The 18,509-nt window shown below is 71.4% G+C and carries 23 protein-coding genes, 2 tRNA genes and 1 riboswitch; of the genes, 13 read left to right on the top strand and 12 right to left on the bottom strand.

Annotation, left to right across the window (positions count from 1 at the left end; translation table 11 throughout):
- Positions 1 to 113: 113 nt before the first annotated feature.
- Both EDF50_RS16720 and EDF50_RS14215 read right to left on the bottom strand, forming a co-directional pair.
- Positions 114 to 287: a hypothetical protein gene (locus tag EDF50_RS16720; protein ID WP_158612736.1), complete on the bottom strand. Its 174-nt coding sequence runs from the start codon at positions 285 to 287 to the stop codon at positions 114 to 116.
- Positions 288 to 397: 110 nt separating this feature from the next.
- On the bottom strand, positions 398 to 1,129 hold the full coding sequence (locus tag EDF50_RS14215; protein ID WP_123520354.1) for an alpha/beta fold hydrolase: 732 nt from the start codon (positions 1,127 to 1,129) through the stop codon (positions 398 to 400).
- An 80-nt stretch (positions 1,130 to 1,209) separates the two neighbouring features.
- Here EDF50_RS14215 and EDF50_RS14220 point away from each other — a divergent pair, with 80 nt between their 5' ends.
- Entirely contained in the window at positions 1,210 to 1,650 is a 441-nt protein-coding gene (locus EDF50_RS14220; RefSeq protein ID WP_123520182.1) for a hypothetical protein, read from the top strand.
- A gap of 24 nt (positions 1,651 to 1,674) precedes the next feature.
- Here EDF50_RS14220 and EDF50_RS14225 read toward each other — a convergent pair whose 3' ends face one another.
- The gene (locus EDF50_RS14225) at positions 1,675 to 2,091 is read right to left on the bottom strand and encodes a hypothetical protein (protein WP_123520183.1); all 417 of its coding nucleotides are present in this window, start codon (positions 2,089 to 2,091) and stop codon (positions 1,675 to 1,677) included.
- Between the two features lie 72 nt (positions 2,092 to 2,163).
- A riboswitch (TPP riboswitch) is annotated at positions 2,164 to 2,272 on the top strand.
- Here EDF50_RS14225 and EDF50_RS14230 point away from each other — a divergent pair.
- From EDF50_RS14230 to EDF50_RS14245, 4 genes are all read left to right on the top strand, one after another.
- The gene (locus EDF50_RS14230) at positions 2,268 to 2,930 is read left to right on the top strand and encodes an ECF transporter S component (protein WP_123520184.1); all 663 of its coding nucleotides are present in this window, start codon (positions 2,268 to 2,270) and stop codon (positions 2,928 to 2,930) included. (Overlaps the previous riboswitch by 5 nt.)
- 24 nt (positions 2,931 to 2,954) lie before the next feature.
- Positions 2,955 to 4,466, top strand: a complete 1,512-nt coding sequence (locus tag EDF50_RS14235; protein WP_199738812.1) for an ABC transporter ATP-binding protein — start codon at positions 2,955 to 2,957, stop codon at positions 4,464 to 4,466.
- Positions 4,463 to 5,257: an energy-coupling factor transporter transmembrane protein EcfT gene (locus tag EDF50_RS14240; protein ID WP_123520186.1), complete on the top strand. Its 795-nt coding sequence runs from the start codon at positions 4,463 to 4,465 to the stop codon at positions 5,255 to 5,257. Before EDF50_RS14235 ends, EDF50_RS14240 begins: the two co-directional genes overlap by 4 nt.
- Positions 5,250 to 5,813 (top strand): ATP-binding protein, encoded by a 564-nt coding sequence (locus EDF50_RS14245; protein WP_233570655.1) that lies wholly within the window; start codon positions 5,250 to 5,252, stop codon positions 5,811 to 5,813. Before EDF50_RS14240 ends, EDF50_RS14245 begins: the two co-directional genes overlap by 8 nt.
- Positions 5,814 to 5,824: 11 nt before the next feature.
- Here EDF50_RS14245 and EDF50_RS14250 read toward each other — a convergent pair whose 3' ends face one another.
- A complete protein-coding gene (locus EDF50_RS14250; RefSeq protein ID WP_158612737.1) occupies positions 5,825 to 8,086 on the bottom strand; it encodes an acyltransferase family protein in 2,262 nt (753 codons plus the stop codon).
- Between the two features lie 42 nt (positions 8,087 to 8,128).
- On the opposite strand from EDF50_RS14250, the gene EDF50_RS14255 reads away from it, so the two are divergent.
- A complete protein-coding gene (locus tag EDF50_RS14255; RefSeq protein ID WP_158612738.1) occupies positions 8,129 to 9,760 on the top strand; it encodes a glycosyl hydrolase family 28-related protein in 1,632 nt (543 codons plus the stop codon).
- A 12-nt stretch (positions 9,761 to 9,772) separates the two neighbouring features.
- Here the strand turns inward: EDF50_RS14255 and EDF50_RS14260 are convergent, their stop codons facing one another.
- The 5 genes from EDF50_RS14260 to EDF50_RS14280 all read right to left on the bottom strand — a co-directional run bounded on the left by EDF50_RS14260 (position 9,773) and on the right by EDF50_RS14280 (position 12,859).
- The gene (locus EDF50_RS14260; protein ID WP_123520356.1) at positions 9,773 to 10,090 is read right to left on the bottom strand and encodes a metallopeptidase family protein; all 318 of its coding nucleotides are present in this window, start codon (positions 10,088 to 10,090) and stop codon (positions 9,773 to 9,775) included.
- Between the two features lie 216 nt (positions 10,091 to 10,306).
- Positions 10,307 to 10,379: transfer RNA gene (locus tag EDF50_RS14265), tRNA-His, on the bottom strand.
- A gap of 40 nt (positions 10,380 to 10,419) precedes the next feature.
- Positions 10,420 to 11,040: an oligoribonuclease gene (gene orn / locus EDF50_RS14270; protein WP_123520189.1), complete on the bottom strand. Its 621-nt coding sequence runs from the start codon at positions 11,038 to 11,040 to the stop codon at positions 10,420 to 10,422.
- Positions 11,041 to 11,141: 101 nt separating this feature from the next.
- On the bottom strand, positions 11,142 to 12,401 hold the full coding sequence (locus EDF50_RS14275) for an MFS transporter (RefSeq protein WP_123520190.1): 1,260 nt from the start codon (positions 12,399 to 12,401) through the stop codon (positions 11,142 to 11,144).
- Positions 12,398 to 12,859, bottom strand: a complete 462-nt coding sequence (locus EDF50_RS14280; RefSeq protein WP_123520191.1) for a MarR family winged helix-turn-helix transcriptional regulator — start codon at positions 12,857 to 12,859, stop codon at positions 12,398 to 12,400. The genes EDF50_RS14275 and EDF50_RS14280 overlap by 4 nt, the downstream gene beginning before the upstream one ends.
- A gap of 95 nt (positions 12,860 to 12,954) precedes the next feature.
- On the opposite strand from EDF50_RS14280, the gene EDF50_RS14285 reads away from it, so the two are divergent.
- From EDF50_RS14285 to EDF50_RS14295, 3 genes are all read left to right on the top strand, one after another.
- Positions 12,955 to 13,239, top strand: a complete 285-nt coding sequence (locus EDF50_RS14285; protein WP_043597121.1) for a hypothetical protein — start codon at positions 12,955 to 12,957, stop codon at positions 13,237 to 13,239.
- 84 nt (positions 13,240 to 13,323) lie between these two features.
- Positions 13,324 to 13,584: a thioredoxin domain-containing protein gene (locus EDF50_RS14290; RefSeq protein WP_123520192.1), complete on the top strand. Its 261-nt coding sequence runs from the start codon at positions 13,324 to 13,326 to the stop codon at positions 13,582 to 13,584.
- Between the two features lie 164 nt (positions 13,585 to 13,748).
- Positions 13,749 to 13,824, top strand: a tRNA-Arg gene (locus EDF50_RS14295).
- 155 nt (positions 13,825 to 13,979) lie between these two features.
- Here the strand turns inward: EDF50_RS14295 and EDF50_RS14300 are convergent.
- The 3 genes from EDF50_RS14300 to EDF50_RS14310 all read right to left on the bottom strand — a co-directional run bounded on the left by EDF50_RS14300 (position 13,980) and on the right by EDF50_RS14310 (position 16,419).
- On the bottom strand, positions 13,980 to 14,876 hold the full coding sequence (locus tag EDF50_RS14300; protein WP_123520193.1) for a hypothetical protein: 897 nt from the start codon (positions 14,874 to 14,876) through the stop codon (positions 13,980 to 13,982).
- Between the two features lie 102 nt (positions 14,877 to 14,978).
- Positions 14,979 to 15,275, bottom strand: a complete 297-nt coding sequence (locus EDF50_RS14305; protein ID WP_233570656.1) for a hypothetical protein — start codon at positions 15,273 to 15,275, stop codon at positions 14,979 to 14,981.
- Between the two features lie 124 nt (positions 15,276 to 15,399).
- Positions 15,400 to 16,419 (bottom strand): aldo/keto reductase, encoded by a 1,020-nt coding sequence (locus EDF50_RS14310; RefSeq protein ID WP_123520194.1) that lies wholly within the window; start codon positions 16,417 to 16,419, stop codon positions 15,400 to 15,402.
- A gap of 47 nt (positions 16,420 to 16,466) precedes the next feature.
- On the opposite strand from EDF50_RS14310, the gene msrA reads away from it, so the two are divergent.
- The 4 genes from msrA to EDF50_RS14330 all read left to right on the top strand — a co-directional run bounded on the left by msrA (position 16,467) and on the right by EDF50_RS14330 (position 18,493).
- Complete coding sequence (gene msrA, locus EDF50_RS14315) at positions 16,467 to 16,994, top strand: peptide-methionine (S)-S-oxide reductase MsrA (RefSeq protein ID WP_123520195.1); 528 nt, start codon at positions 16,467 to 16,469, stop codon at positions 16,992 to 16,994.
- Between the two features lie 55 nt (positions 16,995 to 17,049).
- Positions 17,050 to 17,265 carry a methyltransferase gene (locus tag EDF50_RS14320; RefSeq protein WP_123520196.1) on the top strand — a complete coding sequence of 72 codons (216 nt, stop codon included), beginning with the start codon at positions 17,050 to 17,052 and terminating at the stop codon, positions 17,263 to 17,265.
- 111 nt (positions 17,266 to 17,376) lie between these two features.
- Positions 17,377 to 17,931, top strand: coding sequence for a single-stranded DNA-binding protein (ssb, locus tag EDF50_RS14325; protein WP_123520358.1), 555 nt, complete (start codon positions 17,377 to 17,379; stop codon positions 17,929 to 17,931).
- A 100-nt stretch (positions 17,932 to 18,031) separates the two neighbouring features.
- Positions 18,032 to 18,493 (top strand): hypothetical protein, encoded by a 462-nt coding sequence (locus tag EDF50_RS14330; RefSeq protein WP_233570657.1) that lies wholly within the window; start codon positions 18,032 to 18,034, stop codon positions 18,491 to 18,493.
- Positions 18,494 to 18,509: the final 16 nt, after the last annotated feature.

The following is an 18,509-nucleotide window of genomic DNA, read 5'->3' on the forward strand; positions in this document are numbered from 1 at the left end:
CTCCTTGTCTTTTGGTCCCGGTGGGGATGTACAGGGTTCGCCACCGTCGCCGAAAAGGATTGGAACGCATCGACTTCGTTACCCCGCCGTGACCTTCATTCCCGCGATCTGGCTCAGCCGGCGAGGAACTCGTCGGTGTCGTCAGCGATCCGCGTCCACTGCGTGTGGTGCAGGTAGAGGTCTCCGTCGAGCGCGACGACCCGGCCGCGGCCGGCAGGTCCGCCGGAACGTCTGCCCGCTGACCGCATCGAGTTGCGTGAACTCGACCGGGTCGACGCGTCGGACATCTGACCGCCAAGGCCCGCCACGTGCTCGGCTGGACGGCGAAGCGGTCGTGGCGAGACCGCCTCGACGCCGACGGCCGTGCCCTGCCGAAGGCCCGACCGGCCGACGGTGATCAGAGCGACTCGGCCAGCAGGGCGAAGGTGCGATCGGGTGCCTCGAGCTGCATGTCGTGGTGCACGCCGGGCAGGCGGCGGATCTGCCAGCCGGCCTGTTGGTAGGCCGACACGAGACGCTCCGGCACGACGGCGGGGGAGTCGTCGGACAGCACGATGACCGAGGGCACCGCAGGCGCCGTCGTCGCGACCGGGTTGAAGGCCACGTCGCGGAACACGCCCGTCGCCATGCCCGAGTCGAACCGGGCGTGGGCCTGATCCAAGGAGGCGCGGGTCGCGTCGTCGTACCCGGCGCGCAGTCGCGCGCTCTTCCGCGCCTGGGTGAGGGCCGCGACACCCATCGTCACGGTGGGCACGGCCCAGAAGAGCCGGCCGGCGAGACCCCTCGTCGGCAGGGCGAGGGAGAACCCCGGGTCGAGGTAGACGGCCGTCCGAGGCTGCAGTCGGTCGACGGCACGGACGAGGACCGAGCCACCCAGCGAATGCCCGACGACACCGTGCAGGCCCCGGGGCAGGGCCGAGGCGACGTCGTCCGCGAACTCGTCGAGCCGGTACGACGACGCCCGGTCGCTCTCACCATGACCCCGCAGATCGAGGGTGGTGACCGTGTACGAGCCGGTCGCGACGAACCGGTCGACGATCGGCTTCCAGGTCGCGCCGTCGGCGCCGAGCCCGTGGACGAGGGCGACGTGGCGGTCGCCGTCCCCGACGGTCGTGACATTCAGGTGCATGACGACCATCCTGCCTGTCACCATGGGGTCCACGCCGATCCGACCGGGTAGACGGACGCACGCACGAGAAGGGCACGACCATGGCCGACGCCGGGTTCAGCACAGAAGAGAAAGCCGCGATGAAGCAGCGCGCCGCCGAACTGCGGGCCGAGGCCAAACGCCAGAAGCTGGCCGACAAGTCCGCTGCCGAGGCACAGGACGCCGCAGCCGCCATCGCGGCGATGACGGACGTCGAGCGGCCCGTCGCCCAGATGGTGCACGAGGTCGTCGCCGAGCACGCCCCGAACCTCGCCCCCAAGACCTGGTACGGCTTCCCGGCCTACGCCAAGGAGGACGGCAAGGCCGTCGTCTTCTTCCAGCCGGGCGCCAAGTTCGGCACGCGTTACTCGACCCTCGGGTTCCAGGACGGCGCCCGGCTCGACGACGGCACCCTCTGGCCCACCTCGTACGCGGTGACCAGCGACGACGACGCGACCCGCGCCTCCGTCGCCGCCCTCGTCCGGAAGGCCGCCGGACTCTGACGCGTCGGTACGCGTCAGTACGCGTCAGTACGCGTCGGCCGACAAGGCAGCGAGCAGGTAGACCAAGGGCGACGCGAACGCGACGAGCGCCGCGAGGACGATCGCGGTGATCGAGAGCCCCGGCAGACGGTGCCGTCGACCGAGCGCGATGCTCGCGCAGGCGATCACGGCGATCGCGAGGGCCCAGCACAGGAACGACGCGCCGAAGGTCACGGCGACGGCGTGGATGCCGTACGCGGCCGCTTCGCCCTCGTACGAGTAGATCATCGGCACGAGGGCCCTGAACGGCAGGATCACCTCGGCGACGACGAGCGCCGCCGAGACGATCGGCAGGACGAGGAGGCGCGGGCGCCGTGGCCGCGGCGGACGCGCCGCCGGCGGGGGAGTCCAGATCGGCGGCGGACCGGACGGGAGCGGCGGTGCGGTCGGTGGCGTGCCCATCCCGACACGATAGACGGACGGGTCCGTTGGTGCCGCCGGGGAGGGCACGACCGCTCGGCGCTATGATCGTCCTCACAACACACGGGAGTCCGGTGAGCCGGGCTGAGAGGAAGCGAACCACGCTTCGACCGTCGAACCTGATCTGGGTCATGCCAGCGCAGGGAGGAGAAGAACAGATGTCCACGTCCACGCCCGAAAACCGTTCCACGGCGGCTCGCGACAACTCGACCGGCTTCGCGCCGAAGGCCCGCACCACCCCGACCCGCCGGTGGCGGGTCGTCGACATCGTCGTCGCCAGCGTCATCGGCGTCGCCGCCGGCGTCGTCTTCTGGGCCTGGGGCCTCGCCTACACCCCCATCGACAGCGTCCTGAGCTTCTCGGGCGGCTTCGAGGGCATCCTCAACGGCGGGTGGCTCTTCGCCGGCGTGCTCGGCGGCATCGTCATCCGGAAGCCCGGCGCCGCCGTCTACACCGAGGTCGTCGCGGCGGTCGTCTCGATGCTGATCGGCACCCAGTGGGGCTTCTCGGTGCTCATCTGGGGCATCGTCCAAGGCCTGGGCGCCGAGATCGTGCTCGCGGTCTTCCTCTACAAGTCGTGGCGGATCGGCACGGTGCTGCTCGCCGGTGCCGTCGCAGGCCTCGCCGTCGGCCTGATGGACACGAGCTTCGCCTCGGCCGCGGCCTACGCGAGCGGGTCGAAGACGATCTACGTCGTGACCTCCGTCGTCTCGGGCACGGTCATCGCCGGCCTGCTGTCGTGGCTGGCGGCCCGAGGTCTCGCCCGCACGGGCGCGCTGTCCCGGTTCGCCTCGGGACGCTCGGCGGACGCCCGGGTCTAGGCGCGCCTCCTCGTGGCCCTTCCCGTGAGCGGATCGAACGGCGGGCGGCGGGCACCGGACGCCGGTGCCCGCGTCACCGCGCGTGGCTGGGGCTGGCGCCACGCCGGCCGCCGCCTGCCCGCCGTCGCGCAGCTCGACCTCGAGGTGGCCCCCGGCGAGCGCGTGCTGCTGCTCGGGGCGTCCGGCGCGGGCAAGTCCACCCTGCTCGCCGGTCTCGCCGGAGTGCTCGGCGGTGACGACGAGGGTGACGAGGCCGGCGACCTGCTGGTCGACGGCCGCGCACCCGCCGAACAGCGCGGCCGGGTCGGCCTCGTGCTGCAGGACCCCGACTCGCAGGTCGTCCTCGCCCGCGTCGGCGACGACGTCGCGTTCGGCTGCGAGAACCTCGGCGTGCCGCGCGACGAGATCTGGCGCCGTGTCGGGTACTCCCTCGAGGCCGTGGGGCTCGACCTGCCTCTGAGCCATTCGACCTCTGAGCTCAGCGGTGGCCAGAAACAACGGCTCGCGCTCGCCGGGGCTCTCGCCATGCGGCCCGGGCTGCTGCTGCTCGACGAGCCGACCGCCAACCTCGACCCTCAGGGTGTCGTCGAGGTGCGCGACGCCGTGGCCCGGGTCGTCGCCGACTCCGGGGCGACGCTCGTCGTCGTCGAGCACCGGGTCTCGGTCTGGCTGCCCGTCGTCGACCGGGTCGTCGTGCTCGACGCGGGTGGGGGAGTCCTCGCCGACGGGCGACCCGACGACGTGCTGCGGTCCGAACGCGACCGTCTCGTCGACGCGGGGGGGTGGGTCCCCGGCGCCGCGCCTCCTGCGCCCGTCCGGTCGCGCACGACCGGTGGCCTGCTGCTCACGGCGTCGGGCCTCGAGGTGGGGCACAAGGGGCCCAAGGGGCGCGCGGTCGCCGCCGGCATCGACCTCGCCGTCACCGAGGGGCGTGCGCTCGCCGTCACCGGCACGAACGGCTCGGGCAAGTCGACGCTCGCTCTCACCGTCGCGGGGCTGCTCGCGCCCGTCGCGGGTGCTCTCGAGGCCACTCCACCGTTCGCCGACGGGGCCGGCCCGTCGCCGATCCGGTGGCGGCCGCGCCAACTGCTCACCCGCGTCGGCACGGTGTTCCAGGACCCCGAACACCAGTTCCTGACGGGGACGGTGCGCCGCGAACTCGCGGTGGGGCCGGAGGCGCTGGGCACGTCCCCGACGGAGGTCGCGTCGCGCGTCGACCACCTCCTGGACCGGTTGCGGCTCGACCACCTCGCGGGGGCGAACCCGTTCACGCTCTCGGGCGGTGAGAAGCGGCGGCTCTCGGTCGCGACGGTGCTCGCGTCGCGGCCGTCGTTGCTCGTGCTCGACGAGCCGACCTTCGGGCAGGACGCCCGCACCTGGCGCGAGCTCGTGACCCTGCTGGCCGACCTGCTCGACGAGGGTCGGGCGGTCGTCGCCGTCACCCACGACGCCGAGTTCGTGTCGGCTCTCGCCGACGACGTGCTCGACCTGAGCGCGCACGCCCGCCGCGCCGACACCGCCGCGGTGCGTCGATGAGCGTCCTGATTCCGGTCGAGGCGACCGGCGCGGTGGGGCGCGTCAACCCGGTCGCCAAGCTGCTCGCCGCCGTCGTGCTCGCCGTGGCCCTGCTGCTCTCCATCGACTGGGTGTCGGCCGGTACCGCGCTGCTGCTCGAGGCTCTGCTGCTGCCGTTCGCGGGGCTCTCGCCCCGGCAACTGCTCGCGCGCACGGCACCGCTCTGGATCGCCGCCCCGACGTCGGTCGTCGCCATCGCCCTGTACGGACGCGACGGCGGCGCGGCGGTGTTCGAGCTGGGCTTCCTGTCGGTGACCGAGGGGTCGCTCGCCCTCGCCGGCGCGATCGGCCTGCGCATCCTCGCCGTCGGGGTGCCCGGCATCGTGCTGTTCGCCACGACCGATCCGACCGACCTCGCCGACGGTCTCGGTCAGGTCCTGCGGCTGCCGGCGCGTTTCGTGCTGGGCGGCCTCGCCGGGTTGCGCCTGGTCGGGTTGTTCATGGACGACTGGCGGCAGCTCGCCCTGGCCCGCCGGGCCCGCGGCGTCGCGGACTCGGGCGGCCCGCTGGGCGCGCTGAAGCGCTTCGGGCAGCAGGCGTTCTCGCTGCTCGTGCTGTCGGTCCGACGCGGCAGCAAACTGGCCACCGCGATGGAGGCCAAGGGTTTCGGCAGCGACACCCCGCGCACCTGGGCGCGTCCGTCGTCGTTCGGGCTGCGCGACGTGGTGCTCGTGGCCCTCGGCGTCGTCATCGCCGCCGCCGCGATCACCGCGGCCGTGTCGGCCGGCACCTGGGAGTTCGTCCTTGCCTGAGCACGTCGACGTCGACGACGCCGTCGGTGACCTGCTGCGCCGAGCCGAGGAGGCGCGGGTCGGGTCGCCTCGCGTGGTCCTGCTGATCGACGGCCGGTCGGGTTCGGGCAAGACCACGCTCGGTCGTGCGGTGGCCGCCGCCTGGCCCGCTGACCGCCTCGGCCCCGCTCGTCTGGTCCACCTCGACGACGTCTACCCCGGCTGGCACGGGCTCGAGGCGGCGTCGCGCGTCGTCGAGACGTCGCTGCTGTCGACCACCGCCCCCGGATGGCGGCGGTGGGACTGGGAGCACGGTCGTGCGGGGTCGTGGGAGGCGCTCGACCCGGCCGACTCGCTGATCGTCGAGGGGGCCGGATCGTTGACCCGCGCCTCCTCGTCGCTGGCCGACGTGCGTGTCTGGCTCGAGCTCGACGCCGAGACCCGTCGGCGACGGGCGCTCGGCCGCGACGGTGCCGCCTTCGAGCCGTGGTGGGACGTCTGGGCCGCCCAAGAAGAACGACACCTCGCCCGATGGTCGCCGCGGGGCCTCGCCGACGTGGTCGTCGACGCCCGGTAGCGACCGCGGCGTCAGAGCACCCCCCGAGCCCGCAGCAGCTCGCCCAGCACGGGCGAGACGGCGACGGCGAACGCCGTCGTGAGGTGGACGCGATCTTGCTTGACGGGGACATCGCCGACGAACGCGGGGCAGAGATCGTCGACGCAGGTCAGCACCCGCAGGTCGATGAACGTCCCGCCGACGGTCTCGAGGACCGCGCGGTCGGCCGCCGCACGGTCGATCCACGTGGGGGACGTCCGTGAGATGCAGTCGACCGGACTGCCGGCACGCCGGAAGCACGACGCGATGTCGGCGTCGTCGGGGGGAGGCGTGAGGACGACGACGGACCCGGTGGCCTCGGCCGCTCGGCGGGCGTAGGCCCCGAACCCCTCGGCCCAGCGGTCGGGGGTGATAGTGCCCGCGCCGGCTTCGGTCAACGCCTGGTACGAGTTCGTGACCAGGACGACGTCGGGGTGCGTGTCCTCGATGAGCGCGAGGGTCTCGTCGTTGTGCGCCCGGCAGCTGTCGATGATGCCGGCGACGTCGTTCTGCACCCGGACGTCGACGAACGGGCAGGCGAACTTGGCCCGGTTGACGAGGGTGAGACCGCCGTCGGGAGCTTCGGCCAGGGGGACGAGGGCGTCGAGCTCGTGCATGGCCGTCGAGTCGCCGACGAGCATGACCGTGGTGGTCGCCCCGCGAGAGGTCCATGTGCACTCGTCCTGGGTCAACCCCTTGGCCTCGGCGTCCCCGCAGGCGAGACGCGGACTGCCGCCGCTCGTCCCGGCGAGGACGGACTCGATGTCGGGGTCGAGGTCGGGCCACGACGTGGCCGAGAGAGAGCGTGCCACCTCGGCGGACCACTCGTCGAGCGCCGGGACGTCGAGGTCGTCGGTGCCGCCCGACCCGCCGGCCTCGCCCGCTTCGCCGCCCGCCTCGTCTCCCGTCTCGCTGCCGGAGCGTCCGTCGGCCGACGCGGCGGGCAGGAGGGGAGGAGCGGTCGTGGGTCGTACGGCGTCCAGGGCGAGGGCGGCGGCCGTGAGGGCGGCTACCGCGAGCAGCGCCACCCCGCCGCGTCGATAGGTCGGCCGGTGCTCTCGTCGCCATCGTCGCCAGGCCTGCGCGCGCGGTCCCGGCTCGAGGAGGGGCGACGCGATGAGCGGGCGCTCGACCAGGTGGTAGCTCAGAGCGGACAGGACGAGCGTGGTCGTGAGCACGGCCGGCCAGAGCCTCGCCGGCTCGTCACCCAGCAGTGACGTGCCGATCACGAGCACGACGAAGTGCCAGAGGTAGATCGAGTACGACAGGTCGCCCACGACCGACACGGGTCGGGCTGCGAGGGGCCCGAGCCAGGGTGTGCCCGAGTTCCCGGTGCCGGCCGCGAGGACGAGCAGTGTCGCGGCCACGGGCAGCAATGCCCCCGGAGCCGGGAACGGGACGGCGGTCGTCGTGATCCACGCCGACACCACGACACCACCGAGACCCGTCCACGCCAGGACCGGCCGAAGAACGGCGGGGAGTCGGTCCACCAGGGGCGATGCCGTCGCGAGGAGTGCCCCGAGGGCGAGCTCCCACGCGCGCGTGAGGCTCGAGAAGTAGGCGACGGTCGGCATCGCCGTGGACTGCCGCCAGGCCACGGTGAACGACGCCGCCGCGACGACCAGGAGGAGCACGCCGAGGGTGACCCGCGGGACGGGCCGCCCTCGACGACCGGCGACCGCGACGGCCGCGACGACCGCGAGCGGCCAGACGAGGTAGAACTGCTCTTCGACCGCCAACGACCAGTAGTGCTGGAAGGGCGACTCGGGGCCCTGGGCCGCGAAGTAGTCGGTGCCGACGGCTGCGAAGTGCCAGTTGGCCAGCGACGCGACGGACCACAGGGCGTCCACGGCGGCCGAGGCCCCCCGGGCCGGACCGATCGCGAGCCAGGTGACGATCGTCCCCGCCACGAGGACGACGACGCTCGCCGGCACGATGCGCCGGATGCGCCGTCGCCAGAAGTCGAGGATCGACACCCGGCCGTGCCGGTCGGCCTCGCGCAGCAGCAGCCCGGTGATCAAGAAGCCGGACACCACGAAGAAGACGTCGACCCCCACGAAACCACCGGCAGGCCGTCCGGTGACGTGCTCGAACACGACCATGGTCACGGCGAGGGCGCGGAGGGCCTGGACGTCGAGTCGATGGCTGCGGGGGGTGCTCTGCGAGCCGCCGGCACCGGCGCCCGCCTCGGCCTCGGCGCGACGTGGGGGACTGATGGTCGTGACGATGATGTGCTCCCGTTCTTCCGACGACATTGTGCAGGGCATATATTACCCAGGCGCGTGTACCCTGGTGTCATGGATGGATCAGCTTCCGAACCGTCGGCCCGTTCCCGTCGCGGGTTCCTGTTGGTGGGCGCGGCGGGCCTCGCGGCGGCCGGAGCGGCGGTGATCACGCCCGGCACCCGGCCGGCCCATGCCGTCGACGCGCCCGCCGTCGGCGCCACCGATCCCGGCGCCACCGATCCCGGTGGTAAGACATCTCGGGCGTCGACCCTGCCGAACGACCGCGGAGGGGTCGACGTGCGCGACCACGGGGCGGTCGCCGACGGGGTGACCGACGACACCGCCGCGTTCGCGCGTGCCGTCGAGGCGGCGCGGGTGGCCCGTGGCCGGGTGCTGGTGCCGGCCGGCACCTACGTCATCGACTCGATCACGGTGCCTCTGCTGGTCGCGATCGAGGGCCTGGGAGCCGACGTCAGTCGGTACGGTGCGTCCACGGACGGTGGCGTGAACCTCCGGCACCTGCCCCGGTCGACGAAGCCCATGATCGTCGTCGACGGCAACGGCGTCACTCTCGAGGGGTTGACCCTGCAGGGCAATGGGTCGACGGCACCCCTCGTGCAGGTCGTCAACGGCTTCGAGTCGCGGTTCGACCGGGTGCAGCTCGCGGGTGTCGCGGGCACGGCGTTGGTCGTCGAGCGCGTCAACAACAACCTGTGGAGCGACCTCTTCGTCAACGACTGCGGGTCGGCGGATGCCGCGGCGGTCGTGTTGCGGTCGCCCGCGTCGGGTGGGACGAACACCAACACCTTCACCTGCGTGAACCTGCACGTCGAGGGCAGCGCGAACGTCGCCCTCGACCTCGCCTGGGGGGCGACCGCCGAGTACTTCGTCGAGTTCGTGCGGCTGATCGCCCCGCACATCGAGACGTTGCAGCGGGCGGGCTCTGGCAACGACGCGACCGTGCGCATCGGCAACGTCCGGCAGGTCGAGTTCGTCGCTCCGACGATCTACGGCGGGCCCGGTCCGCTCATCGAGCACCACGAGATGCGGCGTCGGGGCGTTGACCTCGACGGCGGCATCCGGTTGCTCGGTGGCGCTCTGCTGGGGGCCGACCCTGCCCAGGTGGGGGCGTCGAGCGTCCTCGTGCGGCTCACGAAGGGCGACGACTTCGCCCTCGTGGGCACACGTCTCGGTCGGTTCACGAAGGCGGGGGTCGAGCTGGCCGAGGCGTACGGCTCGAGGTTCGCCGTCGATCCCACCGCGCGCATCGCCACCACCGGGTCGGCCGTCGACGTGGACGACCGACGCGAGGTCGAGGCCCGGCCGCTCTGGGCCTGGGGAGGCGATCTCGCCGTGGGGCGTCGACTGCTGGGCGGCGTCACCGGCACGGCGCCCGTGATCTCGGCGATGGCACGCAATGGTGTCGACGCTCCGTCTCCGACACTGTCGGGTTCCGACCTGCGAGGAACGGTCGCCTTCGGTTCCGGCCGGGCCCGTCGTCGGGGCACCCAGGTGAGGGTCCGCTACTCGAAGCCCTTCGCCACGGCGCCGGTGGTCTCGATCTGCCCGGAGTCGAGCGTGGCGGCGTCAGCCGAGTACTTCGTCGTCTCGCGTCCGGACGCGTTCGACGTCGAGGTGGTCGGCCAGCTCGCGGACGACCTCCCGGCGGACGCCTACCGTTTCACCTATCAGATCATCGGGTGACCGCGGCCCCCGTCACGCCCAGCCGAGTTCGTGCAGTTGGTCGTCGTCGATGCCGTAGAAGTGGGCGATCTCGTGGACGAGGGTGACGTGGATCTCGTCGGCGAGCTGGTCGAGGTCTTCGACGACGGCGAGGTGGGGCTCGCGGTAGAGGATGATGCGGTCGGGTAGCTCGCCGAAGCCGTACTGGCCGCGCTCGGTCAGGGCGACGCCGTCGTAGAGGCCGAGCAGACCGAGTGAGCCGTCCTCTGGTCGGTCCTCGGTGACGAACACGACGTTGTCGAGCCCGTCGACCATGTCGTCGGGCAGCAGGTCGAGTTGGTCGACCACCATGGCGTCGAACGCCTCGGCGTCCACCTCGGAGGGGTCGATGCCCGTCGGCTGGTCGTCAGCGCCCTGCTCGTCGTCACCGTTCTCGGGGGAGTCGTCCACCCCTCAACTCTCGCACGCCTACGCGAGCCACCCCTGGGCGCTCTCGAGCATCCCGGGCCAGAAGGTTCCGGAATCCAAGGAATCCCCTGCCCGTGTGAGGGCAGGGGATTCGATTTGGGTGAGTAACGGGGCTTGAACCCGCGGCCTCCTAGACCACAACCAGGCGCTCTACCAGCTGAGCTATACCCACCATGCGCGACTGCCGAGGCGATCGCAACGAGAAGACTCTACTACAGCCGAGGAGCCCATTCGTCCACGACGGCCTTCGAGATCGCCTGGACGTCTTCGGTGGTGGGGCCGGGGTCGGCGACGAAGCCGGCGCGACGGTAGTACTCGAGTTCGCGGATGGATTCGAGGATGTCGGCGAGGGCGCGGTGGCCGCCGTGCTTCTGGGGGGCGTTGAAGTAGACCCGGGGGAACCAGCGGCGGGCGAGTTCTTTGATCGACGAGACGTCGACGCTGCGGTAGTGCAGGTGGCCGTCGACACGGGGCATGTACTTGGCGAGGAAGGCCCGGTCGGTGCCGATGGTGTTGCCCGCCAGTGGGGCGTGCTGTTCGGTCGGCACGTACTTCAGGATGTACTCGAGGACTTCGAACTCGGCCTCGGCGAGGCTGACACCGTTCGGGATCTCGTCGATGAGCCCCGACGATCGGTGCATCTCGGTGACGAACTCGCCCATGTTGTCGAGCGCCGACTGGTCGGGCTTGATGACGATGGTGAAGCCCGGGTGCACCGGGGTCAGGTCGAAGTCGGTCACGACCACGGCCACCTCGACCAGTTCGTCGACCGCGAGGTCGAGCCCGGTCATCTCGCAGTCGATCCAGACCAGTCGGTCGTTGCTCGTAGCCATTCCGCGAGTCTAGTCCGGTGCTCTTCCGCACCCGCGCCTCCTGGTCGGGGCCCTGTGTCGAGATCAGGAGGCGCGGGTGCGGTCGCGAGGGACGGTCCGGCCTACAGGGCCTCGCCCGCGCCGATGGCCTCGGCCTCGACGCGAGCCGGTTCGGGCCCGTCGTCCACCCGGCGCAGGGCCTTCCGGGCGGCGACCACCACGACGAACGCCAGGGCGACGCTGACGGCCGCGAAGACGTAGGCCGCGCTCGGTGCGATGGTGTCGGCGAGCAGGGTCGCGACGGGCGGGGCGACGGCGCCACCGAGGAAGCGCACGCCCGAGTACGCGCTGGACGCGACCGAGCGGGGCAGGTCGGTGGCCTCCATGACGCACTCGGTGAGGACCGTGTTGAGGACGCCGAGCACGAGGCCGCCGACCACGACGCAGACCACGAGGGCCGCGGGCGTCCCGACGACGGCGGCGGCGGCGACCAGGTCGAGTGCCAGCAGGGGCAGGGCGATGCGCAGCACGGTCGTCCGACGGAGGCGGGCCGTGAGCAGAGGGGCGACCCAGACTGACGTGATCGCGAGGCCGACGCCCCAGCCGAAGAAGGTGAATCCGATGCCGAGCGCGCCGAAACCGAGCGGGTACGGCGTGTAGGCGAGCAGGACGAAGAAGCCGATGTTGTAGAAGAGTGCGGTCGCGGCGAGGGCTCCGAGCGCCGGTCGGCCCAGAGCACGGAACGGCGCCGAGAGCTTCGTCGGCGTGGGCTTCTCCATCGCGTCGCCCTTGAGGAAGAGCACGATCGCGATGAAGGCGATCGCCATCAACGTGGTGACGCCGAAGAATGGGCCGCGCCAGCTGACCGAGCCGAGCAGGCCGCCGATCAGTGGCCCGATGGCGATGCCGAGGCCGAGGGCCGCTTCGTAGAGGATGATCGCCGAGGCCGTGCCGCCGGCTGCCGCGCCCACGATGGTCGCGAGGGCGGTCGAGATGAACAGGGCGTTGCCGAGCCCCCACCCCGCGCGGAAGCCGATGACCGACCAGACGTCGCCGCTGGTGGCCGCGAGCAGGGCGAAGAGGACGATCAGGGCGAGCCCGATCAGCAGGGTGCGCTTGGCGCCCAGCCGGCTCGACACCCAGCTGGTGAAGAACATCGCGACGCCGGTGACGGCGAGGTAGCTGGTGAAGAGCAGCTCGGTCTGGGTCGGGCTGGCCTTCAGCGATTCGGCGATGGCGGGGAGGATCGGGTCGACGAGGCCGATGCCCATGAAGGCGACGACGCAGGCGAACGCGATGGCCCAGACGGCCGTCGGTTGCTTCAGGATGCTCGGCTTCGGTTCGTGCGTGGCGCCGCGGGGGGCGGAGGTGGAGGCGCTCACGCGAACACCGCCCCAGCGTCGGAACGGGCGTCGACACGAGTGCCGACCCGCGAGGCCAGCAGGCGGGTGGCGTGCTCGAGCACGGCCCACTCGTCGTCGTCGAGGTCGGCGAACAGCCCGCCCAGCGAGTCGGCGAGCTGGCCCCGCCACTCGGTGAGAGCGGCCGTGCCTCGGTCGGTGATGGCGATGAGCCAGGCTCGCGAGTCGTCGGTGTCGGCGATGCGCTTGACCAGCTCGTCCTCGGCGAGGCCGCGCACGAGCTTGGTCATGGTGGGCTGCGAGACACGGCTGGCTCGGGCGAGGTCGCCGACGCGGAGGTCACCGTCGGTCGTCAGGATCGAGAGCGTGCGCCAGACGGCGGGTGAGGTGGTGCGGCCGGTCTCCTGCGCGGCGATGCGCGTCAGGCGATGGGTCGACGTCAGGAGGGATTCCAGGATGTCTGTCGGCTGAGAGGTCATCCGTCAAGTGTATAGCCAAGCTATATAGCTTGGCTATGCACCCCTGCTCGCACAAGCTGGGCGCTGACTCCGCGCCTCCTGGTAGACCTGTGGGCATGACAGACAGCAAGCCCACCGTGGCCGAGGGTTCCGAGTACGTCGTCTTCTTCGACGGCGGTCCGAGCGACGGCTCCACCGACACCCGCATCAGCACCGACGGCTCGTACGACGAGCAGATCACCGACTTCGTGCTGATCGACGGCATGGAGACCGGCATCGTCTACACCGCCACAGAGGCGAAGATGGTCGGCGAACAACTGCAGGTGCACTACTCGCTCGACGCGAAGGACAGCGACCCGGTCGACGACCCCGAAGACCGCAACGACGACCGCGACAACTGACGCCGGCGGCTCCTGCCGCGACGACGCACGAGACCGCAGGAGGCGCGGGGGAAGTTTCCCCCGCGCCTCCTCGTTGTCCCCGACATGATGCTCGAGCTGTACACGTCCGCCTTCTGCGGTCCCTGCCACGCGGCCCGAGCGGTCGTGGCCGAGGCCCGAGGGCTCGTCCCGTCGCTCGTCGTCGACGAGGCCGACGTCGCGGCCCGGCCGGACGCCGCCGAGCGGCGCGACGTCCGCAGCACGCCGACGATCGTGGTCACACGGGACGACGGCGAGGTCGTCTTCCGCTCGCCCGGAGTGCCGACGCTGGATCATCTGCTCGGGGCGCTGGCACTGGCGGTCTGAGGGCAGGCCCGACGTGCCGGTCCAGCGCTGCACGCGGCAGTCGTCACGCCGCTTTTCGTGCACGGCACCGCGACCAGTCCGGGCGACCTGCACGAGACGCGGTGCGGAGCCGGGCCCGGCCGCTACCGGGACGCGTGACCGGGCACGGTATCGTGGACGGGTCCGCCCCCGTAGCTCAGCGGATAGAGCAGGAGCCTTCTAATCTCTTGGTCGCAGGTTCGATTCCTGCCGGGGGCACCATATCTCGCGGTGCTTCTCATCTCTTGGTCGCAGGTTCGCGGTGTTGATGAAACCGGCTGCCGGGGGCACCAGATCTCGCGGTGCTTCTCATCTCTTGGTCGCAGGTTCGCGGTGTTGATGAAACCGGCTGCCGGGGGCACGTACGGTTCGTGTCGTCAGTCGTCCGTGCGTTCGGGTGCCGTGCGTCGTCGGACCTGGCTCGCGCTGACGGGCTGCTCGTAGCGCTCGTCGTCCATCGGGTCGTCACGGGTGTCGTCCAGGGATGCGTCCGGTGTGACGGTCGGTGCCTCGGGTGCGGACACGGGCGAGGGTCCGGCCAGAGGGGCCCGGGCGCCGGATGCCCCGGTCGTCGGCACCGGCCGTGCGATCGTCGGAGCCCGGTAGGCCTCGTCGCGTCGGGTGGTGGATTCGTCGAGCGCGGCAGGACGCAGCGTCGCCGACGGGGCGGACGACGCGGCTGGCGGCCCGTCGGCGCGTCGCTGCTCGGTCGTCGACGCGGCACGCTGCTCGGCCTCCCACGCTTTCTGCTTCGCGGCCGTGTCGCGGTCGACGTCGGCCTCTTCGTACTTCCATCGCGCGAGATCGTCACGGAACAGTTTCTTGGCGCGGTTCGGGCGGTTCTGCCACTCGATCAGGCGGTCGCGCAGTTCGCCCAACGTCTGCTCGGCCTGGAAGCTGAACGACGCCGAGTTCCGTTTGATCTCGGCCGTCTGGTGCGCCGCCCAGTCCGCGGCGAGCGTGCTGCCGGTCGCGGGCAGCAACCGGAGGCGGACATCGGCCTCGTGGCCGAGGTGATCGGCGTAGGCACGTTCTTCGACGCCGAGCGAGCTGTAGACGGCCCCCTTGCGAGCGGCCGAGACGAGGGCCGCGACCGCTGCCGCCTTCGCTTCGTCCTCGTGCGATGACACGACGCGGCGCGTACTCGCGCGGCCGATGAGGGCCGCGACGACGCCGGCCACCACGATGGCGGCGAAAGGGATCACCGCATCGGTGACGACGCGCCACCCGCTGTCGGACGAGAGCCATTCGACGAAGTCGTTCCACCACTGCATGGGGCGAACTCTACAGTCGAGGTCGAAGGTTGCACCGCTGCGACATGCCTGCCGGCACCGGGGCGATCGGGTTGGCGGCACCTGCCGGGCGGGAGCGCGCGATCAGGCGAACCGGAAGCAGTCGGTCGCGTCGTCGCGGCTCCAGAACTCGCCGATCTCGACGAAGCGACGTTGGCGAGGGAGGAATCGCTTGGCGCGGTAGCGATCACCCTGGGGGTCGTCGAAGCGTTCGACGTAGCCGACGACCTCGCCGCCGGGTCGAGTCACCCGTGCCAGGTCGTCGTGCACCTGCACGAGCTGCAGGCCGCCCCGGGTCGCGCGCAACGCGGGGAGGGACCCGCCCGCGTGGGCGTGCGAGAGGGGGGAGGTGGTCGTCGGGGCGACGGTGGTGCTGGTCATGGGGTGCTCCTGAGGTCATCCGGCCGATGCTGTCGAGAACACCCCTGACGCTAGGGGTGACCACCGACATCGGCGTCGGACGCCTCCGGGGGGTGCGGTGCCCGACCGGCACCGCACCGTCCGGTCAGCGACCGGTGCCGTCGACCGCCAACGGCTCGATCGCCGCGAGTTCGTCCTCGGTCAGCTCGGCACCGTCGAGCGCGTCCAGGCTGTCGTCCAGCTGGGCCACCGACGAGGCGCCGATGAGGGCGCTGGTCACTGCGGGTTGGCGCAGCACCCAGGTGAGCGAGAGCTGCGCCAGCGACTGGCCCCGCGCCTCCGCGATCTCGTTCAGACCGCGGACGCGCGAGAGGTACGTCTCGTCGAGGGCGTCCTCCGAGAACCAGCGCCCCTCGGCCGCACGCGAACCCGCGGGGGCCTTGCCCGAGAGGTAGCGGTTGGTCAGCAGGCCGCCGGCCAACGGCGAGAACACGATCGAGCCGACGCCGCGGGCGAGCAGGGTGTCGAACAGTCCTTGCTCGGGCCGACGATCGAACATGTTGTACCGCGGCTGGTGGATCAGCAACGGGACGCCCTCGGCCTCGAGGGCGTCGATCGCGGCTTCCGTCTGCGCCGGGTCGTAGTTCGAGATGCCCGCGTAGAGGGCCTTGCCCTGTCGGACGGCCGTGGCGAGCGCTCCCATCGTCTCGTCGATCGGGGTCTCGGGGTCGGGCCGGTGCGAGTAGAAGATGTCGACGTGGTCCATGCCGAGACGTCCGAGGCTGGCCTCGAGCGAGTTGAGCAGGTACTTGCGCGAACCGCCGTCGCCGTAGGGCCCGGGCGTCATGTCGTAGCCCGCCTTGGACGAGACGACGATCTCGTCGCGGTAGGGGAGCAGGTTCGCCGCGGCGATGCGGCCGAACTGCTCTTCGGCCGAGCCGTAGGGCGGGCCGTAGTTGTTCGCCAGGTCGAAGTGGGTGACCCCGCGATCGAAGGCGCGCAGCACGATGTCGCGCTGGGTCTCGAGGCCACGGTCCGAGCCGAAGTTGTTCCAGAAGCCGAGCGAGATGCGGGGCAGCTTGAGTCCGCTGCGACCCGTGCGGACGTAGTCGAGTCGCGAATACCGTGCGTCGTCGGCGACGTAGGGCGTGAAGGGTGATCTCATGCGGTCAGCCTAGGGGCGGCCGCCGGGACGGGAGTAGGTTCACGGGCATGACGACGTTCGTTCTCGCAGGCGGTTGCTTCTGGTGTCTCGATGCGGTCTACCGCACCCTCGACGGCGTCACCGAGGTGGTCTCGGGCTACACCGGCGGAGACACCGAGCAGCCGAGCTACGACGACGTCTGCACCGGCCGCACGGGGCACGCCGAAGCGGTGGCGGTCACCTTCGATCCCGGGACGATCCCTTCCGACGTCGTCCTCGACGTCTTCTTCACGCTGCACGACCCACGGCAGCTGAACCGGCAGGGCGCCGACGTCGGCACCCAGTACCGCTCGGCGATGTTCTTCGCCGACGACGAGCAGAAAGCGCTCTTCGAGGCCGCACGCGACCGCGCCTCCGAGGCCTGGGACGGCGGCGTCGTCACGACGATCGAGCCGCTGCCCACCTGGTACGACGCCGAACAGCACCACCAGGACTTCTTCGCCAAGAACCCCGGCCAGGGCTACTGCACGGCCGTGGCCCTGCCGAAGGTCAACAAGATCCGCAAGTCGTACGCGAAGTACGTGCTCGCCTCGTAGACGGGCCGCGCCGTCCGGCGCGACCGACCGAGAAAAAGGAAAGGGGCGCTCGACGATGAGTGACCAGAACACCTTGCACCGACAGACCTGGGTGGCCGTGGGCCCGGCAGGAACGGTCGGCACCATCGTCCGGACCGACGATGGCTTCGCCGTCCGCCTGTCCGCGAAGGCGGCCGACGGTGGCGTCTATCCGACCCTGGCGGTGGCGAAGAGCGCCGTGTTCGCCGCCCTCGGCCCGGGAGCCGACTACCCCGAGTTCCACGAACACTGACGCACGGACGCCCTGACGTCGCATCGTCCCCCGGGCGGCCCCCGGCCTCCTTCTCCACAAGGAGGCGCGGGTGCCGTCCCGGTGGTCGCCCGCCTTCACGAGACTCCCGTCATGACAGACACCATCACCCTCACAGGGATCATCGCGACCGACCCCCGGGCCCTCGTCACGCAGACCGGCCTCTCCATCACGAGCTTCCGACTCGCCTCGACGCAACGGCGCTACGACCGTGTCAAAGGCGAATGGGTCGACGGCGAGACGAACTGGTACACCGTCACGGCGTTCCGCCACCTCGCCGACAACGTCCTGGCCAGCCTCCGCAAGGGGCAACGGGTCGTCGTCACCGGGCGTGTGCGCATCCGGTCGTGGGAATCGGGCGAGCGCAGCGGCATGACGGTCGAGGTCGACGCCGACGCGATCGGCCACGACCTCGTCTGGGGCAGGTCGACCTTCGAGCGGCGCGTCGTCTCCGCCTCGGCCGACGGCCAGGGGACGACATCGAGTGCCGTCGCCGGCGACGCCGATCCGGCGACGACCCGTGACCAGAGCGGGACGGCATCCGAGACACCGGGCGAGGGCGGGGGCGCTCACGACGTCACGGCGGACGGCGGGGACTGGGGCGCCCCTGCCGCGGCCGGAGCCGACGAGGTACCTGCTCCGTTCTGACCACTACGGGTGGTCACGTGCTCCTGGTCCGTGGGTCGGCACACCGTAGACTCGACGCGGCTAGCCGACCCGCGGCCGCCGTCAGCGACGAAGGGCCCCCGTGATCGGTTCGAGACCCCAGCGAGTCCCGGCGCTCGCCGCGATCCTGGTCGCCCTGGCGGTCCCTCTCGTCGGGTGCACGTCGTCGCCCGACACCGCGCCGTCGACACCGCCGGCCACCACGTCGACGGACGCCCCACCGTTCTCGTCCGAGTCGACGACGGCCGAGGCTCTGGCCCGTTTCGACGAGGTGAACGCCGAGACCGTCGCCGCGAACGCCCGCCCGGGTGGGCGCGCCGTCGTCGACGCGCTGGTGGCCGCGGGCTTCGACAAGTCGACGATGCAGGTCACCGCCGACACGACCTCGATCGGCCGAGACGCCGACAGCGTGCAGTTCTCGGTGCTCTGGGGTCAGGACTGTCTGATCGGCCAGGTGTCGGGCGCCGGTTACTCGAGCCAGACGGCGCCGGTGCTCGGCACGGGCGCCTGCCTCGTGGGGTCGACCCGAGCCATCGACTGGTGATGTCGAGGGCGGGGCA

The organism is Frigoribacterium sp. PhB24, assembly GCF_003755185.1.
GTDB lineage: Bacteria > Actinomycetota > Actinomycetes > Actinomycetales > Microbacteriaceae > Frigoribacterium.

Coding starts and splice junctions, on each gene's coding strand:
- EDF50_RS16720 (WP_158612736.1), bottom strand. CDS start 287: ATGTCCGACGCGTCGACCCGGTCGAGTTCACGCAACTCGATGCGGTCA.
- EDF50_RS14215 (WP_123520354.1), bottom strand. CDS start 1,129: ATGCACCTGAATGTCACGACCGTCGGGGACGGCGACCGCCACGTCGCC.
- EDF50_RS14220 (WP_123520182.1), top strand. CDS start 1,210: ATGGCCGACGCCGGGTTCAGCACAGAAGAGAAAGCCGCGATGAAGCAG.
- EDF50_RS14225 (WP_123520183.1), bottom strand. CDS start 2,091: ATGGGCACGCCACCGACCGCACCGCCGCTCCCGTCCGGTCCGCCGCCG.
- EDF50_RS14230 (WP_123520184.1), top strand. CDS start 2,268: ATGTCCACGTCCACGCCCGAAAACCGTTCCACGGCGGCTCGCGACAAC.
- EDF50_RS14240 (WP_123520186.1), top strand. CDS start 4,463: ATGAGCGTCCTGATTCCGGTCGAGGCGACCGGCGCGGTGGGGCGCGTC.
- EDF50_RS14250 (WP_158612737.1), bottom strand. CDS start 8,086: ATGTCGTCGGAAGAACGGGAGCACATCATCGTCACGACCATCAGTCCC.
- EDF50_RS14255 (WP_158612738.1), top strand. CDS start 8,129: ATGGATGGATCAGCTTCCGAACCGTCGGCCCGTTCCCGTCGCGGGTTC.
- EDF50_RS14260 (WP_123520356.1), bottom strand. CDS start 10,090: ATGGTGGTCGACCAACTCGACCTGCTGCCCGACGACATGGTCGACGGG.
- orn (WP_123520189.1), bottom strand. CDS start 11,040: ATGGCTACGAGCAACGACCGACTGGTCTGGATCGACTGCGAGATGACC.
- EDF50_RS14280 (WP_123520191.1), bottom strand. CDS start 12,859: ATGACCTCTCAGCCGACAGACATCCTGGAATCCCTCCTGACGTCGACC.
- EDF50_RS14285 (WP_043597121.1), top strand. CDS start 12,955: ATGACAGACAGCAAGCCCACCGTGGCCGAGGGTTCCGAGTACGTCGTC.
- EDF50_RS14290 (WP_123520192.1), top strand. CDS start 13,324: ATGATGCTCGAGCTGTACACGTCCGCCTTCTGCGGTCCCTGCCACGCG.
- EDF50_RS14300 (WP_123520193.1), bottom strand. CDS start 14,876: ATGCAGTGGTGGAACGACTTCGTCGAATGGCTCTCGTCCGACAGCGGG.
- EDF50_RS14305 (WP_233570656.1), bottom strand. CDS start 15,275: ATGACCAGCACCACCGTCGCCCCGACGACCACCTCCCCCCTCTCGCAC.
- EDF50_RS14310 (WP_123520194.1), bottom strand. CDS start 16,419: ATGAGATCACCCTTCACGCCCTACGTCGCCGACGACGCACGGTATTCG.
- msrA (WP_123520195.1), top strand. CDS start 16,467: ATGACGACGTTCGTTCTCGCAGGCGGTTGCTTCTGGTGTCTCGATGCG.
- EDF50_RS14320 (WP_123520196.1), top strand. CDS start 17,050: ATGAGTGACCAGAACACCTTGCACCGACAGACCTGGGTGGCCGTGGGC.
- ssb (WP_123520358.1), top strand. CDS start 17,377: ATGACAGACACCATCACCCTCACAGGGATCATCGCGACCGACCCCCGG.